Origin of the sequence: Xanthomonas vasicola pv. musacearum NCPPB 4379 (assembly GCF_000277895.2) — a bacterium.
Taxonomy (GTDB): domain Bacteria; phylum Pseudomonadota; class Gammaproteobacteria; order Xanthomonadales; family Xanthomonadaceae; genus Xanthomonas; species Xanthomonas vasicola.
The window spans coordinates 786,295-812,194 of the sequence record NZ_CP034655.1 but is presented as its reverse complement, the minus strand read 5'-3'; the positions used below and the strand labels follow the sequence as shown (position 1 = coordinate 812,194).

General features: G+C 63.8%; 18 protein-coding genes, 1 other RNA gene and 1 pseudogene. 4 read left to right on the top strand and 16 right to left on the bottom strand.

Going from position 1 to position 25,900, the window contains the following annotated elements:
• Nucleotides 1-7 precede the first annotated feature (7 nt).
• The 3 genes from pgaB to pgaD are packed head-to-tail and all read left to right on the top strand — an operon-like array spanning nucleotide 8 to nucleotide 3,754.
• Complete coding sequence (gene pgaB / locus KWO_RS03760) at nucleotides 8-1,897, top strand: poly-beta-1,6-N-acetyl-D-glucosamine N-deacetylase PgaB (protein ID WP_010376295.1); 1,890 nt, start codon at nucleotides 8-10, stop codon at nucleotides 1,895-1,897.
• Between the two features lies 1 nt (nucleotide 1,898).
• On the top strand, nucleotides 1,899-3,152 hold the full coding sequence (gene pgaC / locus KWO_RS03755) for a poly-beta-1,6-N-acetyl-D-glucosamine synthase (protein ID WP_010376293.1): 1,254 nt from the start codon (nucleotides 1,899-1,901) through the stop codon (nucleotides 3,150-3,152).
• On the top strand, nucleotides 3,149-3,754 hold the full coding sequence (pgaD, locus tag KWO_RS03750; RefSeq protein ID WP_010368185.1) for a poly-beta-1,6-N-acetyl-D-glucosamine biosynthesis protein PgaD: 606 nt from the start codon (nucleotides 3,149-3,151) through the stop codon (nucleotides 3,752-3,754). Before pgaC ends, pgaD begins: the two co-directional genes overlap by 4 nt.
• Nucleotides 3,755-4,138: 384 nt before the next feature.
• Here pgaD and KWO_RS03745 read toward each other — a convergent pair.
• The 14 genes and pseudogenes from KWO_RS03745 to KWO_RS03680 all read right to left on the bottom strand — a co-directional run bounded on the left by KWO_RS03745 (nucleotide 4,139) and on the right by KWO_RS03680 (nucleotide 22,887).
• Nucleotides 4,139-4,215, bottom strand: a non-coding RNA gene (locus KWO_RS03745) — sX9 sRNA.
• Between the two features lie 62 nt (nucleotides 4,216-4,277).
• Nucleotides 4,278-5,432 carry an N-acetylglucosamine-6-phosphate deacetylase gene (nagA, locus tag KWO_RS03740; RefSeq protein ID WP_010368187.1) on the bottom strand — a complete coding sequence of 385 codons (1,155 nt, stop codon included), beginning with the start codon at nucleotides 5,430-5,432 and terminating at the stop codon, nucleotides 4,278-4,280.
• 2 nt (nucleotides 5,433-5,434) lie between these two features.
• The gene (locus KWO_RS03735; protein WP_010376290.1) at nucleotides 5,435-6,463 is read right to left on the bottom strand and encodes an SIS domain-containing protein; all 1,029 of its coding nucleotides are present in this window, start codon (nucleotides 6,461-6,463) and stop codon (nucleotides 5,435-5,437) included.
• A gap of 6 nt (nucleotides 6,464-6,469) precedes the next feature.
• Nucleotides 6,470-7,537, bottom strand: a complete 1,068-nt coding sequence (locus KWO_RS03730; RefSeq protein WP_010376289.1) for a LacI family DNA-binding transcriptional regulator — start codon at nucleotides 7,535-7,537, stop codon at nucleotides 6,470-6,472.
• Between the two features lie 40 nt (nucleotides 7,538-7,577).
• A complete protein-coding gene (locus KWO_RS03725) occupies nucleotides 7,578-8,855 on the bottom strand; it encodes a sugar MFS transporter (protein ID WP_010368190.1) in 1,278 nt (425 codons plus the stop codon).
• 43 nt (nucleotides 8,856-8,898) lie between these two features.
• Entirely contained in the window at nucleotides 8,899-9,621 is a 723-nt protein-coding gene (locus tag KWO_RS03720; RefSeq protein ID WP_017115456.1) for a GntR family transcriptional regulator, read from the bottom strand.
• Nucleotides 9,622-9,878: 257 nt separating this feature from the next.
• Entirely contained in the window at nucleotides 9,879-11,057 is a 1,179-nt protein-coding gene (locus KWO_RS03715; RefSeq protein ID WP_017113051.1) for an acyltransferase family protein, read from the bottom strand.
• Between the two features lie 121 nt (nucleotides 11,058-11,178).
• Nucleotides 11,179-13,575: an alpha-N-acetylglucosaminidase gene (locus KWO_RS03710; protein WP_010376280.1), complete on the bottom strand. Its 2,397-nt coding sequence runs from the start codon at nucleotides 13,573-13,575 to the stop codon at nucleotides 11,179-11,181.
• Nucleotides 13,572-16,463, bottom strand: coding sequence for a beta-galactosidase GalA (gene galA / locus KWO_RS03705; RefSeq protein WP_010376278.1), 2,892 nt, complete (start codon nucleotides 16,461-16,463; stop codon nucleotides 13,572-13,574). The genes KWO_RS03710 and galA overlap by 4 nt, the downstream gene beginning before the upstream one ends.
• Nucleotides 16,464-16,616: 153 nt before the next feature.
• Complete coding sequence (locus KWO_RS03700; protein WP_010368199.1) at nucleotides 16,617-19,325, bottom strand: TonB-dependent receptor; 2,709 nt, start codon at nucleotides 19,323-19,325, stop codon at nucleotides 16,617-16,619.
• A 717-nt stretch (nucleotides 19,326-20,042) separates the two neighbouring features.
• Entirely contained in the window at nucleotides 20,043-20,753 is a 711-nt protein-coding gene (gspN, locus tag KWO_RS03695) for a type II secretion system protein N (RefSeq protein WP_026112901.1), read from the bottom strand.
• Between the two features lie 5 nt (nucleotides 20,754-20,758).
• Nucleotides 20,759-21,004, bottom strand: a pseudogene (gene gspM, locus KWO_RS03690) (type II secretion system protein GspM); the annotation flags it as partial.
• A gap of 228 nt (nucleotides 21,005-21,232) precedes the next feature.
• The gene (locus tag KWO_RS03685) at nucleotides 21,233-21,646 is read right to left on the bottom strand and encodes a VanZ family protein (RefSeq protein WP_010368203.1); all 414 of its coding nucleotides are present in this window, start codon (nucleotides 21,644-21,646) and stop codon (nucleotides 21,233-21,235) included.
• Nucleotides 21,634-22,887, bottom strand: a complete 1,254-nt coding sequence (locus KWO_RS03680) for a class I SAM-dependent methyltransferase (RefSeq protein ID WP_017113054.1) — start codon at nucleotides 22,885-22,887, stop codon at nucleotides 21,634-21,636. The genes KWO_RS03685 and KWO_RS03680 overlap by 13 nt, the downstream gene beginning before the upstream one ends.
• Between KWO_RS03680 and KWO_RS03675 the strand changes: the two genes are divergently transcribed.
• Entirely contained in the window at nucleotides 22,886-23,623 is a 738-nt protein-coding gene (locus tag KWO_RS03675) for a pteridine reductase (protein WP_010376270.1), read from the top strand. The genes KWO_RS03680 and KWO_RS03675 overlap by 2 nt on opposite strands.
• Before the next feature lie 166 nt (nucleotides 23,624-23,789).
• Here KWO_RS03675 and folK read toward each other — a convergent pair whose 3' ends face one another.
• Complete coding sequence (gene folK / locus KWO_RS03670) at nucleotides 23,790-24,305, bottom strand: 2-amino-4-hydroxy-6-hydroxymethyldihydropteridine diphosphokinase (RefSeq protein WP_010376269.1); 516 nt, start codon at nucleotides 24,303-24,305, stop codon at nucleotides 23,790-23,792.
• A gap of 92 nt (nucleotides 24,306-24,397) precedes the next feature.
• Nucleotides 24,398-25,900: an ATP-binding response regulator gene (locus KWO_RS03665; RefSeq protein ID WP_010368207.1), complete on the bottom strand. Its 1,503-nt coding sequence runs from the start codon at nucleotides 25,898-25,900 to the stop codon at nucleotides 24,398-24,400.

Genomic DNA, 25,900 nt, shown 5'->3' with positions numbered 1-25,900 from the left:
GGAAATAATGCTTCGCAATCTGATGCGCGTACTTGTGTTGGGTCTGCTGATGTCGATCCTGCCCGTGCAGGCCAAGTCGCCGGTCGACCCGGATGCCGTCGACAATGGCCTGCTGGTCTTGAGCTACCACGACATCCGCGACGATGTGCGCGAGAAGGCCGATGCCGATGCCTTTGCAGTCAGCACCCAGAACTTCGCCGCGCACCTGGACTGGCTGTCGGCGCACGACTACCACCCCATTTCGCTCTCGCAACTGATCAAGGCCTCGCAGGGCAAAGCCACACTGCCGCCGCGGGCGGTGCTGCTCACCTTCGACGACGGCCTGCGCAGCATGTACACCCGCGTCTATCCGCTACTGCGCGCCTATCACTATCCGGCGCTGGTGGCGGTCATCACCGACTACGTGGACATGGCGCCTGATCGCACCATCGACTATGGGTACCGCCCGTTCGGCCACGACGATTTCCTCACCTGGGACCAATTGCGCGAGATGCTGGCCAGCGGCCTGATCGAAGTGGCCAGCCATACCGACAACCTGCATCACGGGGTGCAGTCCAATCCGTACGGTAACCAGGCACCGGCGGTGAATACCCGGATCTACGACTCCACGACACAACGTTACGAGGACGTCGGGCAATACGCCGAGCGCCTGCGCCAGGACCTCGGCCGCAGCGTGCAACGCATCCAGCATAAGCTTGGCGTGCGCCCACGGGCGATCGTGTGGCCATATGCGGCCTACAACCAGATGAGCAACGACATCGCCGAGCAACTCGGCATGCCGGTCTCCTTCGATCTGGAAGGCCGTAGCACGCCGGTCACTCACGACCTGCATGGCCTGGCGCGCCTGCTGGTGACCAACAATCCGACCGTGACAGGACTGGCGTTCGAACTACGTCGCAACCCTGCGCTGGATGGAACCCGCGCGTTGCAGATCGATCTCGATTCGCTCTACGACAGCGATCCGGCGCAGCAGGCCCGCAACCTGGACACGCTGATCGACAGGGTCAAACGCATCGGCCCGACCCACGTCTATCTGCAGGCCTTCGCCGATCCGGACGGTAACAACACCGCCAGTGCGCTGTACTTTCCCAACCGGCACATGCCGATGCGCGAGGATCTGTTCAATCGCGTCGCCTGGCAGTTGAAGACCCGTGCCGGAGTGAAGGTCTATGCCTGGCTGCCGGTGCTGGGCTATGAACTGCCCGACCTGAAGCAACGCGAGGCACTGCGCATCCACAGTACCGAACGCGACGGCATGTACCGCCTGGATTTCACCAACCCGCAGGCGCGGCAGATCATCAAGGACATCTACGAAGACCTGGCCATCAACTCGTACATGGAAGGCATTTTGTTCCATGACGATGGCTACCTGCGCGACACCGAATTACCGCAGTTACCGCAGGAAGGCCACGACGGTCTCCGCACCCAGGCACTGATCGACTTCACTATGGAACTGCGCGACAGCGCGCAACGCTGGCGGCCGAAGCTGGGCACGGTGCGCAATCTTTACGCACAACCGGTCCTGCAACCGCAGAGCGCCGCCTGGTTCGCCCAACGCCTGGATCTGTTCAACCGGGCCTATGACCGTACCGCCCTGATGGCCATGCCGTGGATGGAAGGCAGCCACGACCCGGAACGCTGGCTGGACACTCTGGTGGCGGCCGTCCGTACGCAAGACCCGGAAATGAAACACACCCTGTTCGAACTGCAGACGGTGGACTGGCACACCCAGACGCCGATCGGCGGGGAGCGCCTGATCGCGCAGATCCACCGCCTGCAGTCGCAGGGCGTGCGCCATTTTGCGTGGTATCCGGATGACTTCATCGGCAACAGGCCGTCGACGGAGGACGCACGCGCGGCGATGTCCGCACGCAACTTCCCTTACCCGGACAAGTGACATGGACACGTCCGCATGGCTGTACGGCCTGTTCCAGTTCGCCTTCTTCTATCCGATCATGATGGCGTTCTTCTGGATCTCCGGCGGCCTGTACTACTTCTTCCGACGCGAGCGGAAGTCGCGGCCACGCAACGACCCACCACCAATGGGCCAGTACCCGTCCGCCAGCCTGCTGATTCCCTGCCATAACGAATCGGACAATCTGGACGAGACCATCGGCAGCGCCCTGGCCCAGCGCTACCCGGACTTCGAGGTGATCGCCATCAACGATGGCAGCCGCGACGATACTGGCGCGCGCCTGGATGTACTGGCGGCGCAGCATCCGCGTCTGCGCGTGATCCATCTGGACCGCAATCTGGGCAAGGCCAACGCGCTGCGCATGGGTGCGCTGGCCGCGCGCTCGGAGTACCTGATCTGCATCGATGGCGATGCGATGCTGGAAGAATTCGCCATGCACTGGATGATCTGGCACCTGTCCAGCAGTCCACGAGTGGGCGCGGTGACCGGCAATCCACGCATCCGCAATCGCTCGACCCTGCTAGGCCGGCTGCAGGTAGCCGAGTTCTCCTCGATCATCGGCATGATCAAGCGCGCGCAACGCGTCTACGGCCGTATTTTCACCGTGTCGGGCGTGATCGCGGGATTCCGTCGCACCGCGCTGCACCGCATCGGCTACTGGGCCGACGATATGATGACCGAGGACATCGACATCAGCTGGCGCTTGCAGCTGGATCACTGGGACATCCGCTACGAGCCCAATGCGCTGTGCTTCATCCTGATGCCGGAAACCCTCAAGGGCTTGTGGCGGCAGCGCCTGCGCTGGGCCCAGGGAGGCGTGGAGGTGCTGCTGCGCCATGGCCGCTCTCTGTTCAGTTGGCGCAAACGACGCATGTGGGGCGTGCTGCTGGAATACATCCTGAGCGTCCTGTGGGCTTACAGCATCGTGTTGATCGCGGTCTTGTGGGCGCCACGCCAATTCTTTGCGCTGCCGACAGCGGTAAGCATCCACGGACTGCTGCCGCAATGGCACGGGGCGGCCATGGTGCTGGTCTGCCTGTTGCAATTCGCCAGCAGCCTGATCATCGACCGTCGCTACGAAAAAGGAATCGGCCGCAACTATTTCTGGGTGATCTGGTACCCAATCGCATACTGGTTGCTCAGCCTGTGCACGACTGTGGTCGCCTTGCCCAAGACCCTGCTCACGCGCCGCGGCAAGCGCGCAATCTGGGTCAGCCCGGACCGGGGAATCCGATGAAAGCCCCACACACGGACGCGACCAAGCCTGAAACGGAGCGCTTCAATTCGCACCTGATACGGAAACCGCATCAGCAGTCGCTTCTGAAACGTGTCGCCTGGAGCATTCTGACCCTGGCCGGCTGGGGCATCTATCTCTCGCTGTGGGCACCGCTGGCATCCACGCTCTGGGAACTGTTGAACGGACGACTGACCTGGGTGCAAGCGCACGGACAGGATCGATCCTTGGACCCGTTCATGGTCGTGGCGCTACCGGGCCTGCTGATCTGCTGTCCCGCGTTGCTGATCGGATGGGCCGAATACAACCGCCTCCGCTTCAGCGGTGAAGAGCGCCGTACGGCCTTGAAGAATGTGGAGCGCAGCGAGATCGCCCGTTCCCTTGGCGCGAGCCAGGCGCTGGCCGAGCAACTGGCCACAGCCAAGGCGGTGACCCTGCATATGGACGAACATGCACGACCGGTTGGCATGACCATGCAGGCACTCCCGCCACCGCATCACGACCCCCGCACCGGCAGCGGATCGGCCCTGCCGTCTCAGTGGCGCACCAGTCCATCGCGCCGCAGCACGCGACGCGCCGCAGCAAGGAAATCCAGACCCAGCTGACCGTAACGTGCAAAGGGCGGAGTCGGGATGCCTCTCTCCGTTGTCCAGGCCGAGCGCTCCGGCATCGGAGCAGCACGAGCAGGCATGCACCATCACCGCCGACGCGCGCCGCCAGTGCCCACCCCCCTCAGCAGTGGCAGTGGCAGTGGCGGTATCGGCAGCAGCATCGACCTCGGTGCAGTCCGAACCATAGCGGCGGCTATGCGCGCGCGCCGCTCCCTGATCCGGCACCATCATGATCGCCAGCAAGCACGTCGCCGAGCACGTCCATGCCCGATGACCACGTGTTGGGTACACTGACCAGAGCGAGCGACAGCCGAACTCGTACGCGACGGCTGCGTCGCCTGCCAGCGCGCGCAGCTGTCCGTCCTTCGGATTTAGAGCGGCTAACACAACGTTGCGAGCAGCTGTCAGGTGGGCGCGGACGGCGCGCTCAGAACCGCAGTGGACGCGTGGTACATGCCGATTCCGAGCACCGGCCGCGCCCGCCTGGCGGTGAGCGCAGTCGTATTGTTAGCCGCTCTTAGTCGCGTTGCCCAGCGATCCAGGTGCCCAGCACCTGCACGTCGGCATCCACCAGCACGAGATCGGCCTGGTAGCCGGGTGCGATGCGCCCCAGGCGTTCGCCCAGACCGATGCATTGCGCGGGATAGGTGGAGGCCATGCGTGCGGCTTCGGCCAGGTCCACGCCGAGCCAGCGCACGCTGTTGCGCACGGCGGTGGCCATGTCCAGTGCGGAGCCGGCGAGCGCACCGTCTGCATTGCGCACCACGCCGTCCACAGCGGTGATGGCTTCGCCGTAGAGATCGAAGCTGGGGCTGTCGCTGCCGACCATCGGCATGGCGTCGGTCACCAGCAACAGCTTGCCGCGTGGCTTGGCCGCGAGCGCCACGCGCAGGCTGGCCGGGTGCACGTGCACGCCATCGACGATCACACCGCACCACACATTGGAGTCTTCCAGCGCGGCGCCGACTGCATTGGGTTCGCGGCCAGCAAGCTGCGACATCGCGTTGTACACGTGCGTGAAGCCACTGACGCCAGCGGCGATGCCGTCGCGTGCCTGCTCATAGGTCGCCGCGGTGTGGCCGGCGAACACGATCGCGCCGCCGGCAACGAAGGCGCGGATATCATCCAGCGGCACGCGCTCGGGGGCGAGCGTGATCAAGGTGACGCCGTTGTCCAGCGAGGTGTCGACCGCAATCTCATGCGCGTCCGGCAGCCGAAACTTGTGTTCGTCATGCGTGCCCTTGCGCGCAGGGCTGAGGTAAGGGCCTTCCAGATGGATGCCGAGCACGCCGGGCACGCCTTGTGCGATGGCCTGGCGAGTGGCGTCGATCGCTTCGGCCATCACCTGCGCGGTGTCGCTGATCAAGGTCGGCAGCATGCCGGTGGTGCCGAAACGACGATGCGCAGCGGCGATGGCCGCCAGCGCCTGCGGGTCGCGTGCGTTGTTGAACAACACCCCGCCGCCGCCGTTGACCTGGATGTCGATAAAGCCAGGCAACAAGGTGGCGCCACCCAGATCCACGCGCGTGTCGGCCTGCGCAACGCGCGCATCGTCGGCCGGTACGATCGCCTGGATCTGCGTGCCAGCCAGCACCACGACCAGGCCGTCCTGCAATCCGTTGTCGGTGAGCACGCGCGCGTTGCACAGTGCCTGAGTCGTGAGAGCGTGCATGATTAGACGGTTTCCGTGATCTTGTTCAGATGCGGCGGAAGATCGGGGTTGTTGCCACGCTGCAGCGCCAGTGCATTGATCGCACGATAGAAGCTCTGCACGGTCAGCAGCGGCGCGCAGGCCGGGTGCGCGGCCTCTGCCAGCGGCAAATCGCCACCGGGCGCGGCCAGCCACACCTGCGCACCACGCGCGCGGAATTCTTCGGCCAGTACGCGGGTGCCGGCACCGGTTTCGTCAGGTTGCTCGAATACCAGCACCGGGAAGCCTGGTCCCACCAGGGCCATCGGGCCGTGCTTGACCTCGGCCGAGCTGTAGGCTTCGGCATGCAGGCCGCAGGTTTCCTTGAACTTCAATGCCGCTTCCTGCGCCGCACCCAGGCCCAGGCCGCGGCCGAGCACGAACAGGTTGTGTGCGGGCACCAAGCCAGCGGTGAGTGCGGACCAATCGGCCTGCCAGGCGCTGCGCAACTGCTGCGGCAATGCATCGAGCGCGGCAAGCAACGCCGGGTCGTTCTTCCACACTGCGCCCAGTTGCAGCAGTGCTGCCAGCGAGGCGAGATAGCTCTTGGTGGCGGCCACGCTTTTTTCCGGGCCGGCGCCGAGCGGAATCACCACGTCGGCCAGCTGCGCCAGCGGCGAATCTTCCACGTTGACCAGCGCGACGACGCGCGCGCCGGCGGCCTTGGCGGCTTCGGCATTGCACAGCAGGTCGGGGCTTTTGCCCGATTGCGAAATCACGATGTACAGCGCGCCACGCAAATGCAGCGGCGCTGCATACACCGAGCCTACCGACGGCGATGCAGACGCAGTGACGATGCCGAGTTGGGTTTCGAACAGATACTTGGCATAGGTAGCGGCGTGGTCGGAACTGCCGCGCGCGCAGGTCACCACGAACGGCGGCGGGTTGTCGCGCAGCGATTGCGCAAGCGCAGCGATGGTGTCGGCGTTACGTGCGAACTGTGCAGCAACCACATCGGCAGTCTGCGCCGCTTCGCGGAACATCAAGGTGTCGGTTTCGGTGGGAAGGCTCATCGTGGCTCAGGCGGATTCGGGGGGGAGAGGTTTGCCGGTGGACGCAGGCGCCGGCGCGGTGGAGCCGCGCACCACCAGTTGCGGCACGAAGCCACGGTTCTGCAATTGCGCGGGCTGGTCGTCGTAGGCATCGCTGCGTAGCTGGCTGATCAACAGGCGTGCGGCATGCCGCGCGATGTCGTCGGTGGCCTGCTTGGCGGTGGTCAATGCCGGCCATGACTGGCGCGAAAACGGGCTGTCTTCGAAACCGGCAATCGACAATTCATACGGCACGTTCATGCCGGTGGATTTGGCTGCGGCCAGCACGCCGGCAGCAATCTCGTCATTGCTGCCGAAGATGGCGGTGGGCGGCTCGCGCAACGACAACAGCCGACGCGCACCACGGAAGCCATCGTCGAAGGTGTAATCGCCGGGAATCACCAGGTGCTTGTCCAGGCTGATGCCGTAATCCTTCAACGCCGCTTCATAGCCGGCATAGCGTTCGCCGCTGGAGCGATGCTGCGGGCCACCCCACAGGAAACCGATGCGTTGATGGCCGAGCTGGATCAGATGCTCGGTGATTTCATACGCGGCATCGCGGTCGTCGATATACACGCACGGGCCATCGCCCGGGTCATCGGTCGAAGCGATGATGCGCACGCTCTTGATGCCGCGCGCCGCCAGACCTGCCAGCAACTCCGGGCGTTCGGACATCGGTGCGGTCAATACCACACCGGCCAGACGCGAACGCTGCACCCATTCGGCCAGTTCTTCGGCCAGCAACGGCGAGGTGGAATCGCAGGGATGGATCTGCAAGCCAAAGCCGGTTTCACGGCACGCGGCCAGCACGCCGTTTTGGATGCCGATGATGTGGTACGGGTTGGGATTGTCGTAAACCACGCCGATCACGAACGGCGTACCGCTGCGCAGATTGCGCGCGGACGGATCGGGTTCGTAGTCGAGATCGGCGATGGCGCGCAGCACACGCGCGCGCGTGGCCTGCATCACCGACGGCTCGTTATTGATCACCCGCGACACGGTCTTCAACGAGACCTTGGCGCGTTCGGCGACATCTTTAATGGTGGGCCTGCGCATGGATGTACCTTGTCCGTCGGAACGCATCATGCCGCCGCGATCACTTGGCGTGGGCCGGCAGGCCCACGCGATGGCCGCGCAGCGAATAGAACAGGATGTACAGATAGCACGGCACCATCAGCGCAGCGAACACGACCTGGAAGTCGTAATGCTGCTTGAGAATGGCGAACAGCTGCGGAATGATCGCGCCGCCGGCGATGCCCATCACCAGCAATGCCGAACCAATCTCGGTGAAGCGGCCCAGCCCGCGAATGGCCAGCGGGAAGATTGCCGGCCACATCATCGCGTTGGCAAAGCCGAGTGCGGCAACAAAGCCCACCGACACGTAGCCGTGGGTGAACAAGGCACCAAGCGAGAACAGCACGCCCAAGACCGCCGACACGCTCAGGTAGCGCGCCTGCGAGATCACCCGTGGAATCAGCACCAGACCGGCGATATAGCCCAGCAACATCGCGCCCAAGGTGTAGGAGGTAAAGATCTTGGTGCTGTCCAACGGCAGATTGAAGCCGTGGCCGTAGGTGCCGATAGCATCGCCGGCCATCACTTCCACGCCCACATAGACGAACAGGCACAGCACGCCCAGCCACAGATGCGGGAACTGGAAGATGCTGGATTTCTGCACGCCGGCCCTTGCACCCGGCGTGGCGTTGGCTTCGGAGGCCTTAAGCTCCGGCAGCGGCGAGAACAGCACGCCGACGGCCAGCAGCAACAGCACCCCGGACATTACCAGATACGGTACGTGGATCTGGGCAGCAAACGCAGTCAGCAAAGCTTCCTTGGTTGCCGCGTCGGCACTGGCCACCTGCGCGGACAGATCGCCGATACCGTGCAGCACCAGCGAGCCGATCAGGATGGGCGCCAGGATGCCGGCAATCTTGTTGCAGATGCCCATCAAAGCGATGCGGCGCGCAGCACTTTCGATCGGGCCGAGGATGCTGATGTACGGGTTGATCGCCGTTTGCAGCAACGCCAGGCCGCTACCGATGACGAACAGGCCGCCCAGCGCGCCCGGATACCAACGCTGCGTGGCGAACTGGCCGAAGCCTGCTGCGCCCACCGCCATCACCACCAGGCTCAGTGCCAGGCCTTTCTTCATGCCGGTGCGCTTGAGAATCCACGACGACGGCAACGCGAGAAAGAAGTACGACAGGTAGAACACCATCAGTACCAGGAAGGCATTGACCTCGTTGAGATCGAACGCCAACCGCACGAAGGTGATCAGCGGCCCGTTGATCCAGGTGAAAAAGCCGATGATAAAAAACAGCACGCCGACGATGGCGATCGAGACAACGGGATTTGCAGGCCTGGCGGTAGTCATGGATCGGCTGGCTCCAAGGTTGTCGTAAGGAATGCCGTCGGCGTCAGCGGCGCAGTTCGGCGACGAAATCGTAGAAATCGTTGTGGCAATAGGTGTCGGTCAATTCGATCGCGCTGCCGTCACGGGCATAGCCCACGCGCACCACGTGCAAAATCGCCTCGCCGGTCTTCATGCGCAAATGTTCGGCCAACCGTGCGGGCAGATTGATGGCGCGGAAGTACTGCAGTGCGCGCACCACCGGTGTGCCCTGCGCATCCAGATAGCTGTAGAGCGAATCGCCGATCTGCTGCGGGTCGGCCACGATGCGCTGCGGCAACACCGCATGTTCGTAGGCCATGACGCGGTCGTCGGCGCTGCGCAGACGCGTCAGTGAGGCCACTGCCGCATCCGGCGACAGGCCCAGCCGCAGGATCTCTTCGCCGTGTGCCGGGCGCAGCCGCCGCTCCAGCCAGCGCGTGCCGGGCTCATAGCCCTTGATGCGCAGCGTTTCGCTGAAACTGGTCAGGCCGCTGAGCTGGTGCTGGATCTGGGTGGTGACGAAGGTGCCCGCGCCCTGCCGGCGCGAGACCAGGCCTTGTTCGACCAGCACATCTACTGCCTGGCGCAGGGTGACGCGCGAGATCTGCAGCCGCTCGCACAGCTGGCGCTCGGCCGGCAGCGCCTCGCCGGCCTTCCATTGACCACCACGGATGGCGTCGGTGAGCTTGGCAGCCAATTGCAAATATAGTGGGGTAGGCGCAGAGACCTCCAGCGCCAGCGCATCCATCCTGGGGTCGTCGTCCATCCTGGCGTTGGTTCTCGGTTTGGCCATTGCCTGTCCTCCGGACCGACGTGGATTTGTTAGGTCCAATATAGTACCAATTTGCCCCGCGCGCATCAGGTCGTGGATAACTCCAAAGTGCGCACTAGCGTGCCTTACCCCGCCCCGACCCAAGGACCGCAACGCTGGTCGGCATCCGGCAGTTGCGGCCAAAGCTGGTCAGTGCCTTGCAGCCTGGCGCATCGTAGGGGTGGCCGGCGCCATTACAACCGCAGATACCAGCGCCGCCGATCCATCCACCAACCCACGGCGCAGCACACCAGCGTGTAGCTCAGCGCGCACAGCAGCGACCCCAGTGGACCCGGTGCAATGGTCTGGAACACACGGATGCCGGCCCAGGCGTACAAATCCAGACCGGAGTTGCCGGCCGGGATCAGCCGCAACACCACCACGAATAATTCGGAGAACAGATAGATCGCCAGCGGGTTACGCCCCAGCACGGTGAAGAAGCCGCTGCCGCCGATCCAGCCGCGCAACTCCAGCAGGTACACCAGCACGCCCAGCGCCAGCAGATCCAGGCCCACCGTGCAGGCAACGAACGACCCGCTCCAGAGCTTCTTCGACAACGGCCAGGCCGGCGCCCAGAGCAGCGCCAGCAGCACCAGACCTGCGCCCGCCAACAACAAGCTGCGCGTGCTGGCAATGGTCTTGCCGTGCCGCTGCAGGAAGCGCCCACACAGATAACCGGCCAGCACGTTGACCGTGGCCGACAGCGTGCCGAGCAGGCCCTCGGGATCGAAGCCGCCGTCCTTGCGGTACAGATGCGCGCGCCCGTATAGCCATAGATCCAGGCGAGTGCCGGCATTGCCGGTCTTGCTCAGCTCCACGCCGGGTTGGCCGAAGACATACAACAACGCCCAATAGCCCAACAGCAGTGCGACGCAGGCAGGCGCGATGCCGCGTGGTGGCAGATAGCGCACCAGCAATGCCGCCGCCAGGTAACACAGGCCGATTCGCTGCAATACGCCGGTCAGGCGCAGTTGATCGACCGTCGTGAACGCCCATCCACCATCGGGCTGCAGATGGAAGAAAGGAAACCAGTACATCAGCACGCCACACAGCACGATCAGCACAGCACGCTTGCTCACGCGGCCAAGGAACTGCAGAGGTGGCGTGTTGGTTGCCAGCGCAAAACTCATCGCGCTACCAACGGCGAACAGAAACGAAGGAAACACCAGATCGGCCAGGGTGAAGCCGAACCAGGCCGCGTGGGTGAGCTGCGCGTACGCCTGCGCGCCCGGCCCGGCGGTGTTGACCAGAATCATCAGGAAGATGGTCAGGCCGCGGAACACATCCAGCGAGAGGAAGCGTTCGCGTTTTGGTGGTGCGGTTGCAGTGGTTGTGGCAGTTGCGGTGGCAGCCGCGGGCGTGTGTGCGCTCATTGCCCGCCCTCGCCCATGGCGTCGAGATGGATGCGGCATGCAAACGCACGTCTCGTGGCCTGGGCTCTCACATCCGCACAACTGCGCTTATGCATGAGCACCATCTGCAATAGAGATTCGTTCATTGCGCGGCTCCTTGCGCGGTGCCTTGAGCGGCGCCGTATGCGCCGTCCTGCCGCTCGCCTTGCCCCTGATCCTGCGAAGCGCTTTGCCTTGGAGCGGGCGCATCCACTTGCACCAGCAGAGTCTGCAGCAAGCTCAGTGGATCGCGTGGAGGCTGACGCTTCGGCACTTGCTCCTTATCGGCCCAGTGGCGTTCCCATGTGGCAAGCTGCTGATCCACGGCCGCCGCCTCGAACGGTGTGCCGGCCTTGCGTGCAGCACGATACGCGCTGAGGAAACGCGTCCAGCGCTGCAGATAGAAATCTGCGTACATGCCCTGCCACGCCTTGGACGCGTAATCGGCAAGATTGCCGTCGCCACCCCAGACACTGACCTGCGCACGCGCATTGCCGACATAGGCACGCCGTAATCCAGCATCGTTGCCTGCCGCAGCGGCGGCCTGGCCGGTCCAGTCGGCCAAGGTTTCGTGTTGACCGCCCACCAGCGCATCCAGTCCCTGCACCAGTTGCGTGATGCGCGCCAGCTGTACATCGCCGCGTGCGAAGTCGCCGGCGTTGTAGGCCTGCACCACTGCCTGCAATTGACGGTCGGCCTGCAGGCTCAGGTAGTGGCGCGCGTCTTCGATCAGATCGTATCGGTACAACGGTGCGTCGGCATAACGCTCGGCCTGCTGCAGCAACGCATCGATCGCGCGACGCAGACGCTGCGGGTCGCCGGGGCGATCGTCGAACTTAACGATGTCGGCAGTCGGCCGCTTGAACAGCAGGTAGGCACCGGCACGCTTGTTCCACCAGCGTGGCGACCAGTAGCGGGTCTGGTAGATGCCTGCTTCCAGATCGGACCATGCGCTCAGTAAGGCCGCATCGCTGCGGCCGTAGCGCGCGCGCAGATACTGCGTGAGCCACTGCGACCACGGCTGTTGCGGGCCTTCCCAGGCCAGCGCGTAGAGATATTCGTAGACCACCGAGTTGCTGTGCAGGCCTTCCGGAAAGATGCCAAAGCCGCGCAAATTGCGTTTTTCCGAATCTGCAAGCAGGGCTTGCAGATCTTGCCGATAGAACGCGAAATCGCCATACAGCGGATTGCTGGCGCCGTAGTTGTGCACGTAGCCGTAGATCCATTGTTTGTTGTCGAACGCCTGCGAAGCCTTCCAGGTGCCGGGATAACGGTCGTTGCCGATGTCCAGCACCAGCAAGCGTGCGTCGGGCACCTTGCCGAGAAATGCAGCAATCGCCTGCGGTTGCCAGAACTCGCGGTCTGCACCGAACAGCCAGCCCTGCATTACCCATGTCGCCTTCGGGTTCACTTGCGCGATGGAGCGATACAACGCCTGCCCGTACTCGGCCAGGCGTGCATCCCGTTGCGCTGGCGGTACCGCTTTTGCCCGTGCGGCATCGGAATTGGCGATGCTGTCGCCATACTTGGCGGCGGCTACGTCGCTGCCGTCGTCGGCCACGGGTGGCAGCATTTCGTTGAAGGCATCGGCCAGGTAGAACTCGCCTGTGCCGTAGGCCTGGGTGTACAGCTCCATGAATCGCCGCGCGACCTTGGCAAACAACGGATCGCGCGGATCCAGCCAATAGGTTTCGTGAAAGCCTTCCCAGGCGCGCATACGGTAGATGCGCGCATGCGGATGCGCCTGCGCGAACGCTTTGGGCACGTAGCCGGCAAATGCCGGCAGCACCGGCTGCATGCCTAACTCGCGCATGCGCGTCAGGATCTGCTGCTGCAGCACGCGTTTGCTATCGATCCAGTGTTGCGGCAACGGCGCGCGATAGCCTTCGATATTGCCCATACGCTGCCAGGGCGTGAACGCCGGGCCAGAGAAATACTCCGCCAGCGCATCATCGCCGACATCGAACTCGCGCCACAGCGCTTGCCAGATTGCTTCCTGGCCTTCCATCGCCAGCGGCATGTCGATGCCATGCAAGGCCATCCAGTCGATCTCGCGCTGCCAGCGCGGCCAATCCCAGAATGGCGTGGTGTAGCCATAGGTGCAGGTGTTGAGGTAGGCACGGTGGGCAAATGGTGTGCGCACCTGGCCGCTGCTATAGGCCGGCCATTGTGCTGGCAATGCCACACGGTCGCCTTCCCAACTCATCGACGCCGCACCGACCTGGCCGAGATACGCATAGGCGCCACGCGCCAAGGCCACTTGCGAGGAGCCGGCAATACGCACCGTGTCGCCGCCGGCGTCGATGCGATACCAGTCCGCGCCATCGCCGCGGGGCGCCACGGTCATCTCGAACTGGGCGGCACGCGCACCGATCAGGCGTTGCACTACCGCCTGCGCCGGCGGTGCTGCCAGCACGCTGAACGGAGTGGCGAGCAACGCACCCAGCACAACGGCGAACAAGCGCGCAGGCGACGATGGAGAAAACAGTGAGGCGGTCATGGCGAGTTCCGATAATGCACGGAGACGACGTCGTGGAATCCAAATGGTTGATCGGCAGCGACCTGCAGAATGACCGCCAGCGTGCGCTCGCCTGCCGTGGGTGCAAGCGCCACGGTGATGGGTGTACCGGCCGCTGCCTGGGCGACTGCGCGGCCATCCAGAAATACCTGCGCCGGCCCGCTGAGGCGGCCCAGGTCGAGTATGCCGCCGCGGGTTTGCATGCCCTGCCAGGGGGTGAATTGCGTGCGGTACAACACATAGCCGGCACCTTCGGGAGCGCTTTCCAAGGTGCCGGGCAGCGTATTGCTCCAGCTGTTGTTGTCGTTGGGACGGCGCGGGAGGTCCGGTGCGGGCGGCTGCGCGAATGCCGCGGTGTGGCGCCAGCTTTCGACCACCATCACCGGCGCCGCAATCGGCACCGACGCCGGTAGCGGCACTGAGATGCAGCCGATCTCAAGCACTGCATCGCGCAATCCGGGGCTACGGGCCTGCAGTCGTAACACGCCTGCGCCGCGCCCGGCTTGTACGATTGCCTGCGCCAGCCCGTTGAACAACGCCACTTGCACGCTCTGATCGGCGGCATGCGCATTCGGGTCGCCATTGCCGACACCGAGCAGCCGGCCGCCGCTGATCTGCAGCGTCAGCAGTGCATTGCAATCGGGCACGTGACGCCCCTGCGCGTCTACCGCTTCCAAGGTCACCGGTTGCGCATCGCGACCATCGCCGCGCAGTCCGCTGCGGTCGGGGGTGAGTTTGAGCGCGATAGGCGCGCCGGTGGTTTCCACACGCGTGCGCGCCACTTCGCGTCCATCACGCCAAGCCACCGCTTCGAGCACACCTGGCGCGTAGTCCACCTGCCATTGATTCGATTGCGCACGATCCACCGCTTGTTTCCCGAGCGAGCGACCGTTGAGCAACAACTCCACCTGCTCGGCATTGCAGAACGCCATCACCTTGATCGGCTGACCTTCGCGTCCGGGCCAGTTCCAGTGCGGCAACAGGTGCAGCACCGGCGCATCGTCGATCCATAAAGCGCGGCGCAACCAATAGGCGCCCTTGGCAAATCCGCATTGGTCCATGATGCCAAAGAACGACCCGACCGATGGCCATTCGAACGGCGTGGGTTCGCCGCGATAATCGAACCCGGTCCACACAAAACTGCCGGCGACGAACGGGCGTTCGGCAATCAGCTGCCAGGCACGGCGATGGGTATTGCCCCAGTCCGCAGCCAGGCTGTCGTCTTCTGCCACCGCGTGCGCGTCCAAATCGGTGAACCATGCACCACGCGTCTGAAACGCGCTGGTGTCTTCGCTGGACAGCATCGGCGTGCGCGGACGTGCCGCATGCACGCGGTCGTAGTTGTACTGGCGATAGTTGAAGCCGAGCACGTCCACCACATCGGCCCCGCCGCGGGTGGCGAACATGCCGTCATTCATGCCGGCGGTGATCGGGCGCGTGTCATCGAGCGCACGCACCGCGCTGGCGGCGCGCGCCATGATCGCGTACCCGGTGGCGGTGCCTTGCAGCGGCTCTTCATTGAGCAGCGACCACAAAAATACGCTGGGATGATTGCGCTGGCGCCGCACCATATTGCGCAGCAGCGCCACATAGTCGGGCGCAGGATTGAACAGGCGGTTCTCAGCCATCACCAACATACCGAGACGGTCGCAGGCCTGTAGCAGTTCCGGCGCCACTGCGTGGTGCAGACGGATGGCATTGCAGCCCATCGATTTCAGCCGCTGCAGACGAAACACATGCAGCGCATCGGGTAGCGCCACCCCAACGCCGGCATGGTCCTGATGCAGGCAGACGCCCTTGATCTTGAGCGGACGCCCGTTGAGGAAAAAACCGTGGTCGGCATCGAAGCGCAGGCTACGAAAGCCGACGTCGCACGCGGCACGGTCACTGGGGCCGTCTGCGCCCTGCACCTCGGCTTGCAAGCGATACAGCACCGGTGTCTCCACACTCCAGCGCTGCGGCTGTGGCACTGCGATGCTGATCGCGGCCCGTGCAGTGGCGAAGGCGGCAAGCCTCAACTGCGTCTGACCATGCGCCACGACAGCGCCATGCGCATCGCGCAAGACGACCTCGACCCACGCATCAGCGGGCTGCTCGCCACTGTTGACAAGGTCCAACTGCACCGGCACCTGCCAGACATCGCCCGGGCCTTCGCGCGGAACCGCTGCCAAGCCGTCGCCGGCGATATGCAGGGGCGCACGCAGCACCAGCCAGGTGTGGCGGTAGATGCCGCCGCCTTCGTACCACCACCCGTCCATGGCCTCGGCATCGACGCGGATGGCGATGCTGTTCAATGCATTGCCGTAGCGTGCGACCGGCGTGATGTCGATCACCAGCCCGTTGTAGCCGCTCCAACTGCGCGCCATCAGCATGCCGTTGACCCACACCGTGGCATGGCTGGCGATACCGTCCAGACGCAGTTCCACCGCCTGGCCGCGCACCGCCTCTTCCAGCCGGAACGTGCGCCGGTACCAGGCAAGACCGCGCGGGCGATAGCCTTGCGCGACGTTGGCGTCGGCGCGCACCGGCTGCTCCACGACAAAATCGTGCGGCAATTGCAGCTGCTGCCAACCGGTATCGTCGAAGTCCGGCGCCGCCGCGCCCCAGGCCCGGCCCGCCTTGCCATTGGCGTACGTTTCGTCCTGCCCCAGCAGGCGCGGAAATGGCACATCGCCGGCATGAAAGCGCCATCCCTCGTCCAGATCCAGCCATTGGCCGCCGGCCCCTGTGGCGGATGTCTGCGGCCCGGGAGGCGGCTTGGCGCTGGTGCCGACACGTGGGGTGTCGGCGGCGGCGCCAGACACCAGCGCAGGCATGCCAAGCAGCGATGAGGCACAGACGCTACCGGCAAGGAACTCACGCCTGCGCATGGCAACGCCTGATCAATTGCGGTGCATGCACGCCACGTGGTGCCCGCACTGCCAGCACGGCACGGCACGCGTCCCCTGCACCAGCACCGTTACCTTCACTGCTGGCCGCCGCGCACAGCTGTGCATGGCGGCCCGAAGCGCGCTGCCTCAGCATCAACGCATGTCCCACTGCATCGACAGGTAGTAGCTGCGACCGGTCACGCCGGTCATCTGCCAGCGGCTGGGGATGTCCTTGTACGCCTCTTCCTTTTGGTTGGTGAGATTCAGGCCGCCCAGTTGAAAACTCAGCTTGTCGTTGACCTGGTAGCCAAGCACCGCATCCAGCTGCGTGCGCGCCTTCATGATGTGGCCTTCGCGCGCGAAGAAGCTGTCGCTGCTGTCCTGTTCGTACTCGCTGCGATGATTGAGCGACACGCGTGCCGAGTAATGCTCGCTTTCCCAATACGCGGTGGCATTCCAGGTCTGTTCGGAAAGGTTGCGGATCTTGAAATCGGTGTCGCGCTGCGGAATCACCCGGGTGAAATTGGTGGTGAACCCGAAGCCATCGATCGGCAACCAGGCATCCAGCGATTGCGTCCAGCCCAGCTCGTAACCGCGAATCTTAACCTTGCTCGGATCGTTGGTGGTGGCGGTGATCTCGTAGATATCGCCGTTACTGCTCACACAGTCGCCGGCTGCATTGCTGGACAGCGCAGTGCCGTTGAACGCGGCCGGGCAGACGATGCTGTTGAAGGTTCCGTTCTTGATGTTTTTCCAGAACCCGGCCACGGTCAGCGCACCGCCGTTGCCGTAATACCACTCCAGGCTCAGGTCGGCTTGGTCGGCGGTCAATGCCTTCAGATCGGTCTGGCCCTGGGTGACGACATAGGTGGTGGTGCCGCCGGTATTGGTGCCGGTTGAAATCGTTGAGGCGATGGCGGTATTGCTGTCCAGAATCGGGCGCACCAAGACTTTGGCGGCCGCAAAGCGCAGCAGCACGTCTTCGCGCATGTCCAACACCAGATTCAGGCTGGGCAACCAGTTGGAATACTCGTACGGCGCGCGCGCGGTGCCGACCACGATATTGGCGTCGTCGCTCGCGGCTTGCGCCTGCGTCAGGTAGGTGTCGGTGGTGCGTTTGGTATTTTCGTAGCGCATGCCGACGTTGCCGCGCAAACGCATGCTGCCGATGTCAGTGTCGATGCGCGCCATCGCATACGCCGAAGAAATGTCGTTCTCGATGCTGTAGCTGCTCTGCGGTGCAAACAACACCGGCACGGTGATGCCCGCGGCCGCCAGCGAGCGCGCATAAGCGGCGATGTCCGGGGTGACCCAGCTGTCCTGCGAGGCCAGTTGCCCGTCGAGGAAGTTGCTGACCGTGCTGCTGGCGGCCGACAGTTCCGGGAACATGTCGAAACCCGACACCGCACCGGTCCTGAGCAGATACAAAAAGTCGCGCCGGCGCACATCGCGATCGAAGGTTTCGCGACGGTATTTGGCACCGAAGCGCACTGCGTTCAACGCACCCAGGTCCAGATAGCGTTCGGCGTCCAGTTGGAGCGACCATTCCTTGTTGCTGAGTGACTGGATGGAACCGTTGGGATATTCGCTGCGCACCAGATTGGCCTTGTTCCAGGCGCTGGCGTCGTTGGCGTCGGCATCGGTGGTCAGCGAGATTGCGTCGGGATTGGAGGTATCCAGCAGCGTTGCCGAGGGAATCCGGCCCAGGATCGCGGCACGCTCGTTCTCGTCGGTCTTGCCCTGGGTGTAATTGGCCGCGCCACTGAACGTCCAGGCATCGCCCTTCCACTTGAAGTCGTAGGTAAGCAACTGGGTGGACAGATTGTGCTGTTCGATTTGGTGATTGTTTTCCAGCCAGTAATCCGATGCCGACACCTGTGTGGCGGTCAGCCCGTTGGTCTGCAGCACCGTCAGCGGACTGCGCTCGAACGAGTACACCAGCTGGTTCATGTCGTTGGCGGTCCGGTCCTGCGAATACAGCGCAGTAAGGTTCATCTCCAGCTGGTCGCTGGGCTTCCACTGCAAGCCGCCGTTGAACATCTTGCGCGTGGTGTCGCGCTCGATCGAGCGATAGCGCGGACGGCGCGGGATATACAAGGTGCCCGCGTCGGTGGCTTGCGTATACCAACGGTCGATCCACAGATAATCGGCGCGATCCTTTAGCTTCTGATAGCCCGCACTGAGAAACACGCCCAGATCGCCGCCACCGAACTTGAACTGGTCGATATAGGTCAGCACGCCCTTGGGCGTTGGCGAGCCGCCAGCAAATTCGGAGTATTGGGTCTTGGCCGAGAACAACAGCTTGGTCTGCTGATAGTCCAGGGGTTTGGTGGTATTGATGTTGACCGTGCCCGACAAGCCACCGGCATCCATGTCCGCAGACGGCGATTTGATCACCTCGATCCCGGCGGCCACTTCCGGCTGGATGATGTCGTAGCGGAAGCCATCGGTGAAATCGGCGCTTTTGATCACCTGACCATTGATGGTGGTGGCCGAATACTGCGGCCCCAGGCCGCGCACACTGATGGTGGAACCGCGCCCGTTGATGGTGGAGATCTGCACGCCGGGAATGCGCTGGATCGCCTCGGCGATGTTCTCGGCAGGAAACTTGCCGATGTCCTGCGCAGAGATGCCGTCGGTCATGCGCACGTCGTCGCGCTTGTTGTCCATCGCGGTGATCAGGCTCTTCTGGTACGAGCTGGTGACCTTGACCGTATCGAGCTGGGAGATCTGCGCCGATGCTGCCGACGATGCGTCCTGTGTCTGCGCGTTGGCGCCGCAGGCAAGCAGCGACAGCGCAATGGCAAGGGACAGCGACGAGGGCGAACAACAACGCAGCGAGGCACGCGGGAGAGGCGACATGAGAGATCCTGGAGTGGAATGGCTGGACGACAACGCGACTGGCATTCCGATCGATCAGCGATGACAGATCCCGGCGCTGGCAACCCACTACGCGCGCACAGGTCACCAGTTCCGGACGTCCGGAACCGCCTGCGATCTGTTGTCTGCGAGCACCCACGGCCCCCCGTGGGTGCCGATGCCGCCTCCCTCCCAGGACCGGCACCGCATGCCATTGCTGATCAACGGCCCTGACTGGAAAGTACCAATCCAGTGGAGTTGATTCTTATGGTCTCTAAAAGATCGTGTCAACAGGCACTTTCGAAAGTGTTTGATAGCTCTCTTATAAGGCGCCCTTTCCCCGTCGTTATTGACCTTTAACGGTGCATGCACGGATATCGGGTGCGTACCGGGCATCGTTGTCACAGGACCAGTCACTGACCAATTCTCGGTGACCAGACCAATTGTGTGCAGTCCACGCCGCGGTCGCGGCATTGCGATCAACGGGGCTGGGTCACAGTCCTTTGCAGCGCGCTCATGTGTGTTCCAAAGCGTGTGTCGCGTCTATTCGCGCAAGCGAACATGTGCCGTAATGACTCTGCGTCGTTGCACCACGACAACGTTGTCAAAGGATGAGTCAGCACGCCATCCAAGCGTCCGTGACGAACACATCAACCGTGGGGCATGCACGCCAATGGTGCAGAAGGCCGATGCTGCGGCACGCAGCCAGTCATCGCGCTTCTAGCGCAATTGTCCTTGGTCGTTGCGCAGAAACTCGCGCTTCGGGGCAGCAGCGAAGCCGAGCAATTGCAGCCCGATACGCAGCACGGCGTCCTGCGCTGGATCGGCACGCGACTGCAGTTGCCAGCGTCCATCGCGCCAGAGTTGCAGCTGTACCTCGACCTGCACGCCGCCAGGCAACGCCGCATCTGGCAGGAGGGTCAACACGGCGGTGTCATCCACGCACTGCGGCTGCCCGGACAAGCGCAACGGCGGCAGACCGGGAAGGTCGCCCTCGCCGCTCGCCAGCAGTTGCAGGCTGACCCGCCCGCGCGCCTGCACGCAGCCGGTGGCGTCGAATAGCAAATCGACCTGCTGCAGCTGCACGACCAGATCGATCAGCGTCACGCCACCTGGCTGGTGCAACAGCAGCTCGCCCTGTGCGTTGCGAATGCCGTACTGCGCGCCATCCACCACCAGCAGTTGCAGCTGCGGGGACTGTAGGTGCACCTGATACTCGTCACGCAATAGCGCCAAGAGACGCGGGCGTACTGCGACATCGCCGAACGCAATGCCCTGCCATTCCACGTGCCGCAACGTGCCGGCCCAGATGGAGCCCTCTACGTCCAGCACCGAGAACGGCAGCCCTTCGCGTGGCAGCACCAAGCGCAAGGGCAGCGACGCGATCAAGGCGACACCCAGCATCAACAGGAGGATCAAGGCCCAGCGCAAATGGGTCACGGCGCAGATTCCGCAAAGCTGCAGCGTACGCGGAGTTGGCCCTGATCGCGCACGACGCTCAGCTGTGTCGGCACTACACCATATGCTTGCCGCAACCGCTCGAGCCAGCCGAACAAGTTGGCGGCGCTGACCGCATCGATCTGTACGTCTACCCCGCCAGCCGCGCGACGTTGCCGAGAAGTAATGCTCATGCCGGCATCGCGCGCGCCACTGGCGATAATCTCGGCCAATGCGGCCGGGCCTCCATGGGGGCTGGTTGGCGACATCCATGCCGCCAACGAGCCCGCAATCGGCAAGGGCACCGCACCAGATAGTTAGTCGGTGGCTTTTTAAAGCTATCAAGTTGCCTGGCTTGAATTGCGAAGCTCACGGGACACATGGGTACGCCAGCATGTCCTTCATTCCTAGATTGAGAACATGCACACCGCTGCCGACAGCTAGCTAATCCCGCTAATGACGCTCCTTAATCATCAGCGCCGACCAAACATGCGCTGATCCATCCGCAACATCACAAATCGCAACGGCGTCCGCGCCAGGCATAGCCCGGCAAGAATGCCCAAGGTATCGGCCAACGCATCGTATGGATCGGCGCTGCGATTGGTGGTCAACGCGCCTTGCGCGATTTCGATGCCGATGCCCAGCAGCACCAATCCGAAGGCGGCAAACACCAGCGCGCGACGGGTGGCGAACAATTGCACGGCTCCCCAACACAGCAACGCGAACGTGATGAAGTGCTCTGCCTTGTCGCTGTTGGACGGCAACTCCGGGAACTCCGGCGGCGGCCCCAAACACACGGCAATCACCACAACGATTGCGGCGATCCACAAGCCCACCCACAAGCGCGGCCGCTGAAACGGCCGCAGCGCCGAGATCACAACCGCCACGTGAGATCACCTGAGAGGAACGCAGGTGCAAAGTCGACATCGCGCGAGAAACCCATCACCTGAAAACGTTCACCCATCTCGCTGGGTAGGGTCAGCCGCTTGATCTGCTCGCGCAATCGCATGCGCCCTACTTCATCCGTGCGCGTATCGGCCTGCGCCAACAATGCATCCAGCCCGTTGCCGAGCAAAAAGCTCGCCTGCGTGCAGTAACCGGCCAGCTCGAAACCTGCGCCGGTGCCTGCCTCTGCCAGCGCGGTGAAGTCCACCGATGCGGTCAGATCCTGCAGACCCGGCCACCGGTAAAGATCTTCATGCATGCGATGCCGATAGAACGCACGCAGCGTGCCGTCCTCGCGCTGCGCACGATAAAACTCGCCACGCGGGTAACCGTAGTCGACGAACAACATCGCACCGCGCTTCAAACCGCCGGCCACCGCCTGGATCCAGTACGGCAACTGCGGCAACAACTCGGAGCGATAGCCATCGGCGAACGGCTGCTCCAGATAGCGCTCAAGATGGCGCACGGCCGCGCTCAGCAAGGCGTCTGCCGGTTGCTCGCCGCGTGCGAACTGCTGCTGCGCATCCAGCACCACGGTTTCTTCATACACCTCGCCATCGCGCAGCGCGAAGCGCGGCGTGGGCAATGCGTCGATGACTTCGTTGGCGAACAGCACGCCATCCCAATCGTCCGGGAACGGTGCATCCAGCCATTCCACCAGATCGAATACCGGCGGGATCAGACTGCGCCCCAGCCGCTCGCGTTGACGCTCGCGCAGGTCGGCACTGGGTTCCAGGATCGCGTAACGCTCGGGCAGCGCGTCCAGCTCCAGCAAGCGCTTTAGCGTGACTTCGGCAAATGCGCCGCTACCGCCGCCCACTTCCAGCACCCGCGCCTGCGGCCCGAGCTGCTGCAACACCGGCGCCAACGCACCAGAGACAGTGGCCGCAAACAACGGCCCCAGTTCCGGGGAGGTGACGAAATCGCCGGCCTCGCCGAACTTGCTCGCGCCGGCGCTGTAATAGCCCAGGCCGGGCGCATACAGCGCCAGCTCCATGAAGCGCGAAAACGGAATTGCACCGCCGGCGGCCTGAATTTCGGCGCGTAAGTGCGCAGCCAGCCGGTCGCTGTGCGCCAGTGCGTCCGGATCGGGTGTGGGAAGGTCGGCGTGCATGCGGGCACCGGTTGCGGGGACAATGCACAGGATAGCCGAGCCCTCCGCAACGCCGAGCGAGTACGCCATGACAGACAGTTCCAAGGTGGTGTTGATCACCGGTGCCGCCCGCCGCATCGGCGCGCAGATCGCTACCACGTTGCACGCCGCCGGCTACCGCGTTGCGCTGCATGCGCACCGCTCCGCTGAGGTGCTGGACGCGCGCGTGGCCGAGTTATGCGCACAGCGTGCCGATAGTGCGCAGGCGTTGCATGCCGATCTACGCCTGCCCGAAGCACCTGCGCAACTGGTGGCCGACTGCATTGCCTCCTTTGGCCGCCTGGATGGCGTGGTGAACAACGCCTCGGCGTTCTACCCCACCGCCATCGGCGAGGCCACCACAGCGCAATGGGACGATTTGTTTGCGGTCAACGCACGCGCGCCGTTCTTCATCGCCCAGGCAGCCGCAGAACAGTTGCGTCAGCATCGCGGCGCCATCGTCAACCTCACCGATCTGCACGCGCAGCAGCCGATGCGTAACCACCCGCTGTATGGCGCGTCCAAAAGCGCGCTGGAAACGCTGAGTCGCTCGCTCGCGCTGGAACTGGCGCCGCATGTGCGCGTCAACGCGGTCGCGCCCGGGGCGATCATGTGGCCGGAACAAGGCAAGTCTTCCGAAGCCAAGCAGGCGCTGCTCGCGCGCACACCGCTGGCGCGCATCGGCACGCCGGAAGAAATTGCCGAAGCGGTGCGCTGGTTGCTGGACGACGCCAGCTTTGTCACCGGCCAGACCCTGCACGTCGATGGTGGCCGCCAGCTCAGTTGAGCAGCGTTTTCGGCTAACCATGCTTTCGCTGCTGAGAATTGATATCTAAGCAGCGCGCATCAGCTCAGCTGCGACATCGCAGGCGGCACTGCCATACAGGTTTCGCACGCCATATCGCTGCCCGCACGCTTGCTCAACCACGCTCAGCAAAGCCGCCAGAACGGTACTACTGCGCCGCACTCACCTCCGGCACAGTCGCATCCAGCTCCACCGTCGTGAACGCGCTGCCGTACTGCGGATGCGCCTGCCACAATGCTGCCAACGTTTGGCCGCTCAGCGGGTCGATAAAATCCGGCGCAATATCGGCCATTGGCTTGAGCACGAATGCGTGTTTGAGCTCGGGCCGCGGGATACGCAGATACCCGGGGCCTTCGACGATGCAATTGCCGAAGAACACTACATCCACATCCAGGGTGCGGTTGCTGAAACGCGGGCCGCTGCGATCGCGCCCGTGCGCATCTTCCAGCGCATGCAGCCAGTGATCCAGCGCGTCCAGCTCCAGATCGGTCTGCAATGCCACTGCGTTGTTGACGAAATCCGGCCCATCGAAGCCCACCGCCGGCGTGCGGTACGCGGGGGAGACGTCGAGCTGGCCAAAGCGTGCGCGCAAGGCGGCGACAGCCAAGCGCAGGTAGTGGGTCGGCTGAACATTGCTGCCGAGGCTGAGAAGCACTTTGGTCATGCGTTATTCGCGCATGCGGCCGGCATAGGCGTCAACTGTTGCAATCGCATTGCACCTATCCACGCACGCACTGAGTCCGCAGAAACCTGGTGTCAGGCCACTTCCAGCGCGTGCGAGACGGCGCGAAAGACCCGGCGCATTTCCAGCGGTTTGCGCAATACATGCACCGGCAGATCCGATGGAAAATGCGAACGCTGCAGCGGCGCGCCAACATCTTCCAGCACGATCGCCGGGCCCTGGTACCCCAGCTCCTGCATGCTCAGCAGCACGCTCACCGCCGAGAGCAGAATGATGTCGCTGTCGATGATCACCAGGTCCGGCATGGCGTGCTGCTGCACCAACTGCAGCGCCGCGGCACCATCGCTGGCCAACTGCGGCTGATAGCCCTGGCTGGAAAGTGCATTGCCCAGCAGGGATAGGCGCGTGGCCTCGCCATCCACCAACAAAATACGCTGCCCATGGCCAAGCGGGAGCGGCAGTTCGGTTTCTGTCACTGCCGTCGACACCGCGCGCATTGGCACGATCATGTCGAAGCGCGTGCCTTCACCCAGCCGGCTATCGACCACGATGCTGCCGCCATAGCTCTCGATAATGCGCTTGCACGAAATCAGCCCCAGCCCGGTGCCATCGGCCTTGGTGGTGAAGAACGGGCTGAACAGGCGCGCACGGGTTTCATCGCTCATGCCCACGCCGGTGTCGGCCACGCTCATGCGCACGCGCGTGTCGTCAAAGCGATCGGCCGTCAGGATCAGCGTGCCGCCCGCCGGCATCGCCTGAATCGCGTTCAAGCCCAGGTTGAGCAGGCATTGCTGCAATTCGGTGTAGTTGGCCTCGATGGTCAGATCTGCAGCGATGGTGTCCATCTGCAGACGCACGCCGTCGGGCAGGCTGCTCTTGAGCAGCATCTGCACCGCCTGGAACAGATTGGCGATGGACACCTGCTCGCGCGGCTTGTTGGAACCACGCACGAACGACAGCATCGACTCGGCCATTTCATGCCCGCGCCGGCCGCATTCGGCCACCACATTGGCCAGCTGACGCAGCTGCGGGTCGTCGGTGCGCCCAGCCAGCAGGTCGGGCACGATCAACAACGGCTGCAGGATATTGCGCAGATCGTGACTCAGGCCGGCCGCCAACATCGCCAGGCTTTCCAACCGTTGCGCGCGCATCAGCTCGCTTTCCACGCGCTGGCGTTCCAGATCGGCACGCGCCTCGCGGATCGCGCGAATCACCGCGCTCGGCAAACGGGTTGGGTTGTGTTTGATGATGTAGTCGTTGGCGCCATCCTGCAGCGCCTTGACCGCGGTCTCTTCACCCATGGTGCCGGAGACGAAGATGAAAGGCGTGGCACCATTCTGGCGCACCAGACGCAGCGCCTGATGGCCGGAAAAACCCGGCATGCTCAGGTCCGACAGCACGATGTCTGGCTGGAAGGTCTCCAGGGCGGCGCGCAGCGACGGCTCGCTGTCCACGCGCTCGAATGCCGCATCCAGCCCGGCATCCAGCAACTGGTCGGACAATAGCTCGGCGTCTTCCGGTGAATCTTCCACCAGAAGGATCTTCAGCTGCTCCAGATTGCCACCCTCATGCGGCAT

What these genes read in the sequence shown, in the direction of transcription:
- pgaC (WP_010376293.1), top strand. Translation starts at nt 1,899, where the DNA reads ATGGACACGTCCGCATGGCTGTACGGCCTGTTCCAGTTCGCCTTCTTC.
- nagA (WP_010368187.1), bottom strand. Translation starts at nt 5,432, where the DNA reads ATGCACGCTCTCACGACTCAGGCACTGTGCAACGCGCGCGTGCTCACC.
- KWO_RS03700 (WP_010368199.1), bottom strand. Translation starts at nt 19,325, where the DNA reads ATGTCGCCTCTCCCGCGTGCCTCGCTGCGTTGTTGTTCGCCCTCGTCG.
- KWO_RS03735 (WP_010376290.1), bottom strand. Translation starts at nt 6,463, where the DNA reads ATGAGCCTTCCCACCGAAACCGACACCTTGATGTTCCGCGAAGCGGCG.
- KWO_RS03715 (WP_017113051.1), bottom strand. Translation starts at nt 11,057, where the DNA reads ATGAGCGCACACACGCCCGCGGCTGCCACCGCAACTGCCACAACCACT.
- KWO_RS03680 (WP_017113054.1), bottom strand. Translation starts at nt 22,887, where the DNA reads ATGGCGTACTCGCTCGGCGTTGCGGAGGGCTCGGCTATCCTGTGCATT.
- KWO_RS03675 (WP_010376270.1), top strand. Translation starts at nt 22,886, where the DNA reads ATGACAGACAGTTCCAAGGTGGTGTTGATCACCGGTGCCGCCCGCCGC.
- KWO_RS03665 (WP_010368207.1), bottom strand. Translation starts at nt 25,900, where the DNA reads ATGCCGCATGAGGGTGGCAATCTGGAGCAGCTGAAGATCCTTCTGGTG.
- folK (WP_010376269.1), bottom strand. Translation starts at nt 24,305, where the DNA reads ATGACCAAAGTGCTTCTCAGCCTCGGCAGCAATGTTCAGCCGACCCAC.
- KWO_RS03730 (WP_010376289.1), bottom strand. Translation starts at nt 7,537, where the DNA reads ATGCGCAGGCCCACCATTAAAGATGTCGCCGAACGCGCCAAGGTCTCG.
- KWO_RS03710 (WP_010376280.1), bottom strand. Translation starts at nt 13,575, where the DNA reads ATGACCGCCTCACTGTTTTCTCCATCGTCGCCTGCGCGCTTGTTCGCC.
- galA (WP_010376278.1), bottom strand. Translation starts at nt 16,463, where the DNA reads ATGCGCAGGCGTGAGTTCCTTGCCGGTAGCGTCTGTGCCTCATCGCTG.
- KWO_RS03720 (WP_017115456.1), bottom strand. Translation starts at nt 9,621, where the DNA reads ATGGATGCGCTGGCGCTGGAGGTCTCTGCGCCTACCCCACTATATTTG.
- KWO_RS03725 (WP_010368190.1), bottom strand. Translation starts at nt 8,855, where the DNA reads ATGACTACCGCCAGGCCTGCAAATCCCGTTGTCTCGATCGCCATCGTC.
- pgaB (WP_010376295.1), top strand. Translation starts at nt 8, where the DNA reads ATGCTTCGCAATCTGATGCGCGTACTTGTGTTGGGTCTGCTGATGTCG.
- pgaD (WP_010368185.1), top strand. Translation starts at nt 3,149, where the DNA reads ATGAAAGCCCCACACACGGACGCGACCAAGCCTGAAACGGAGCGCTTC.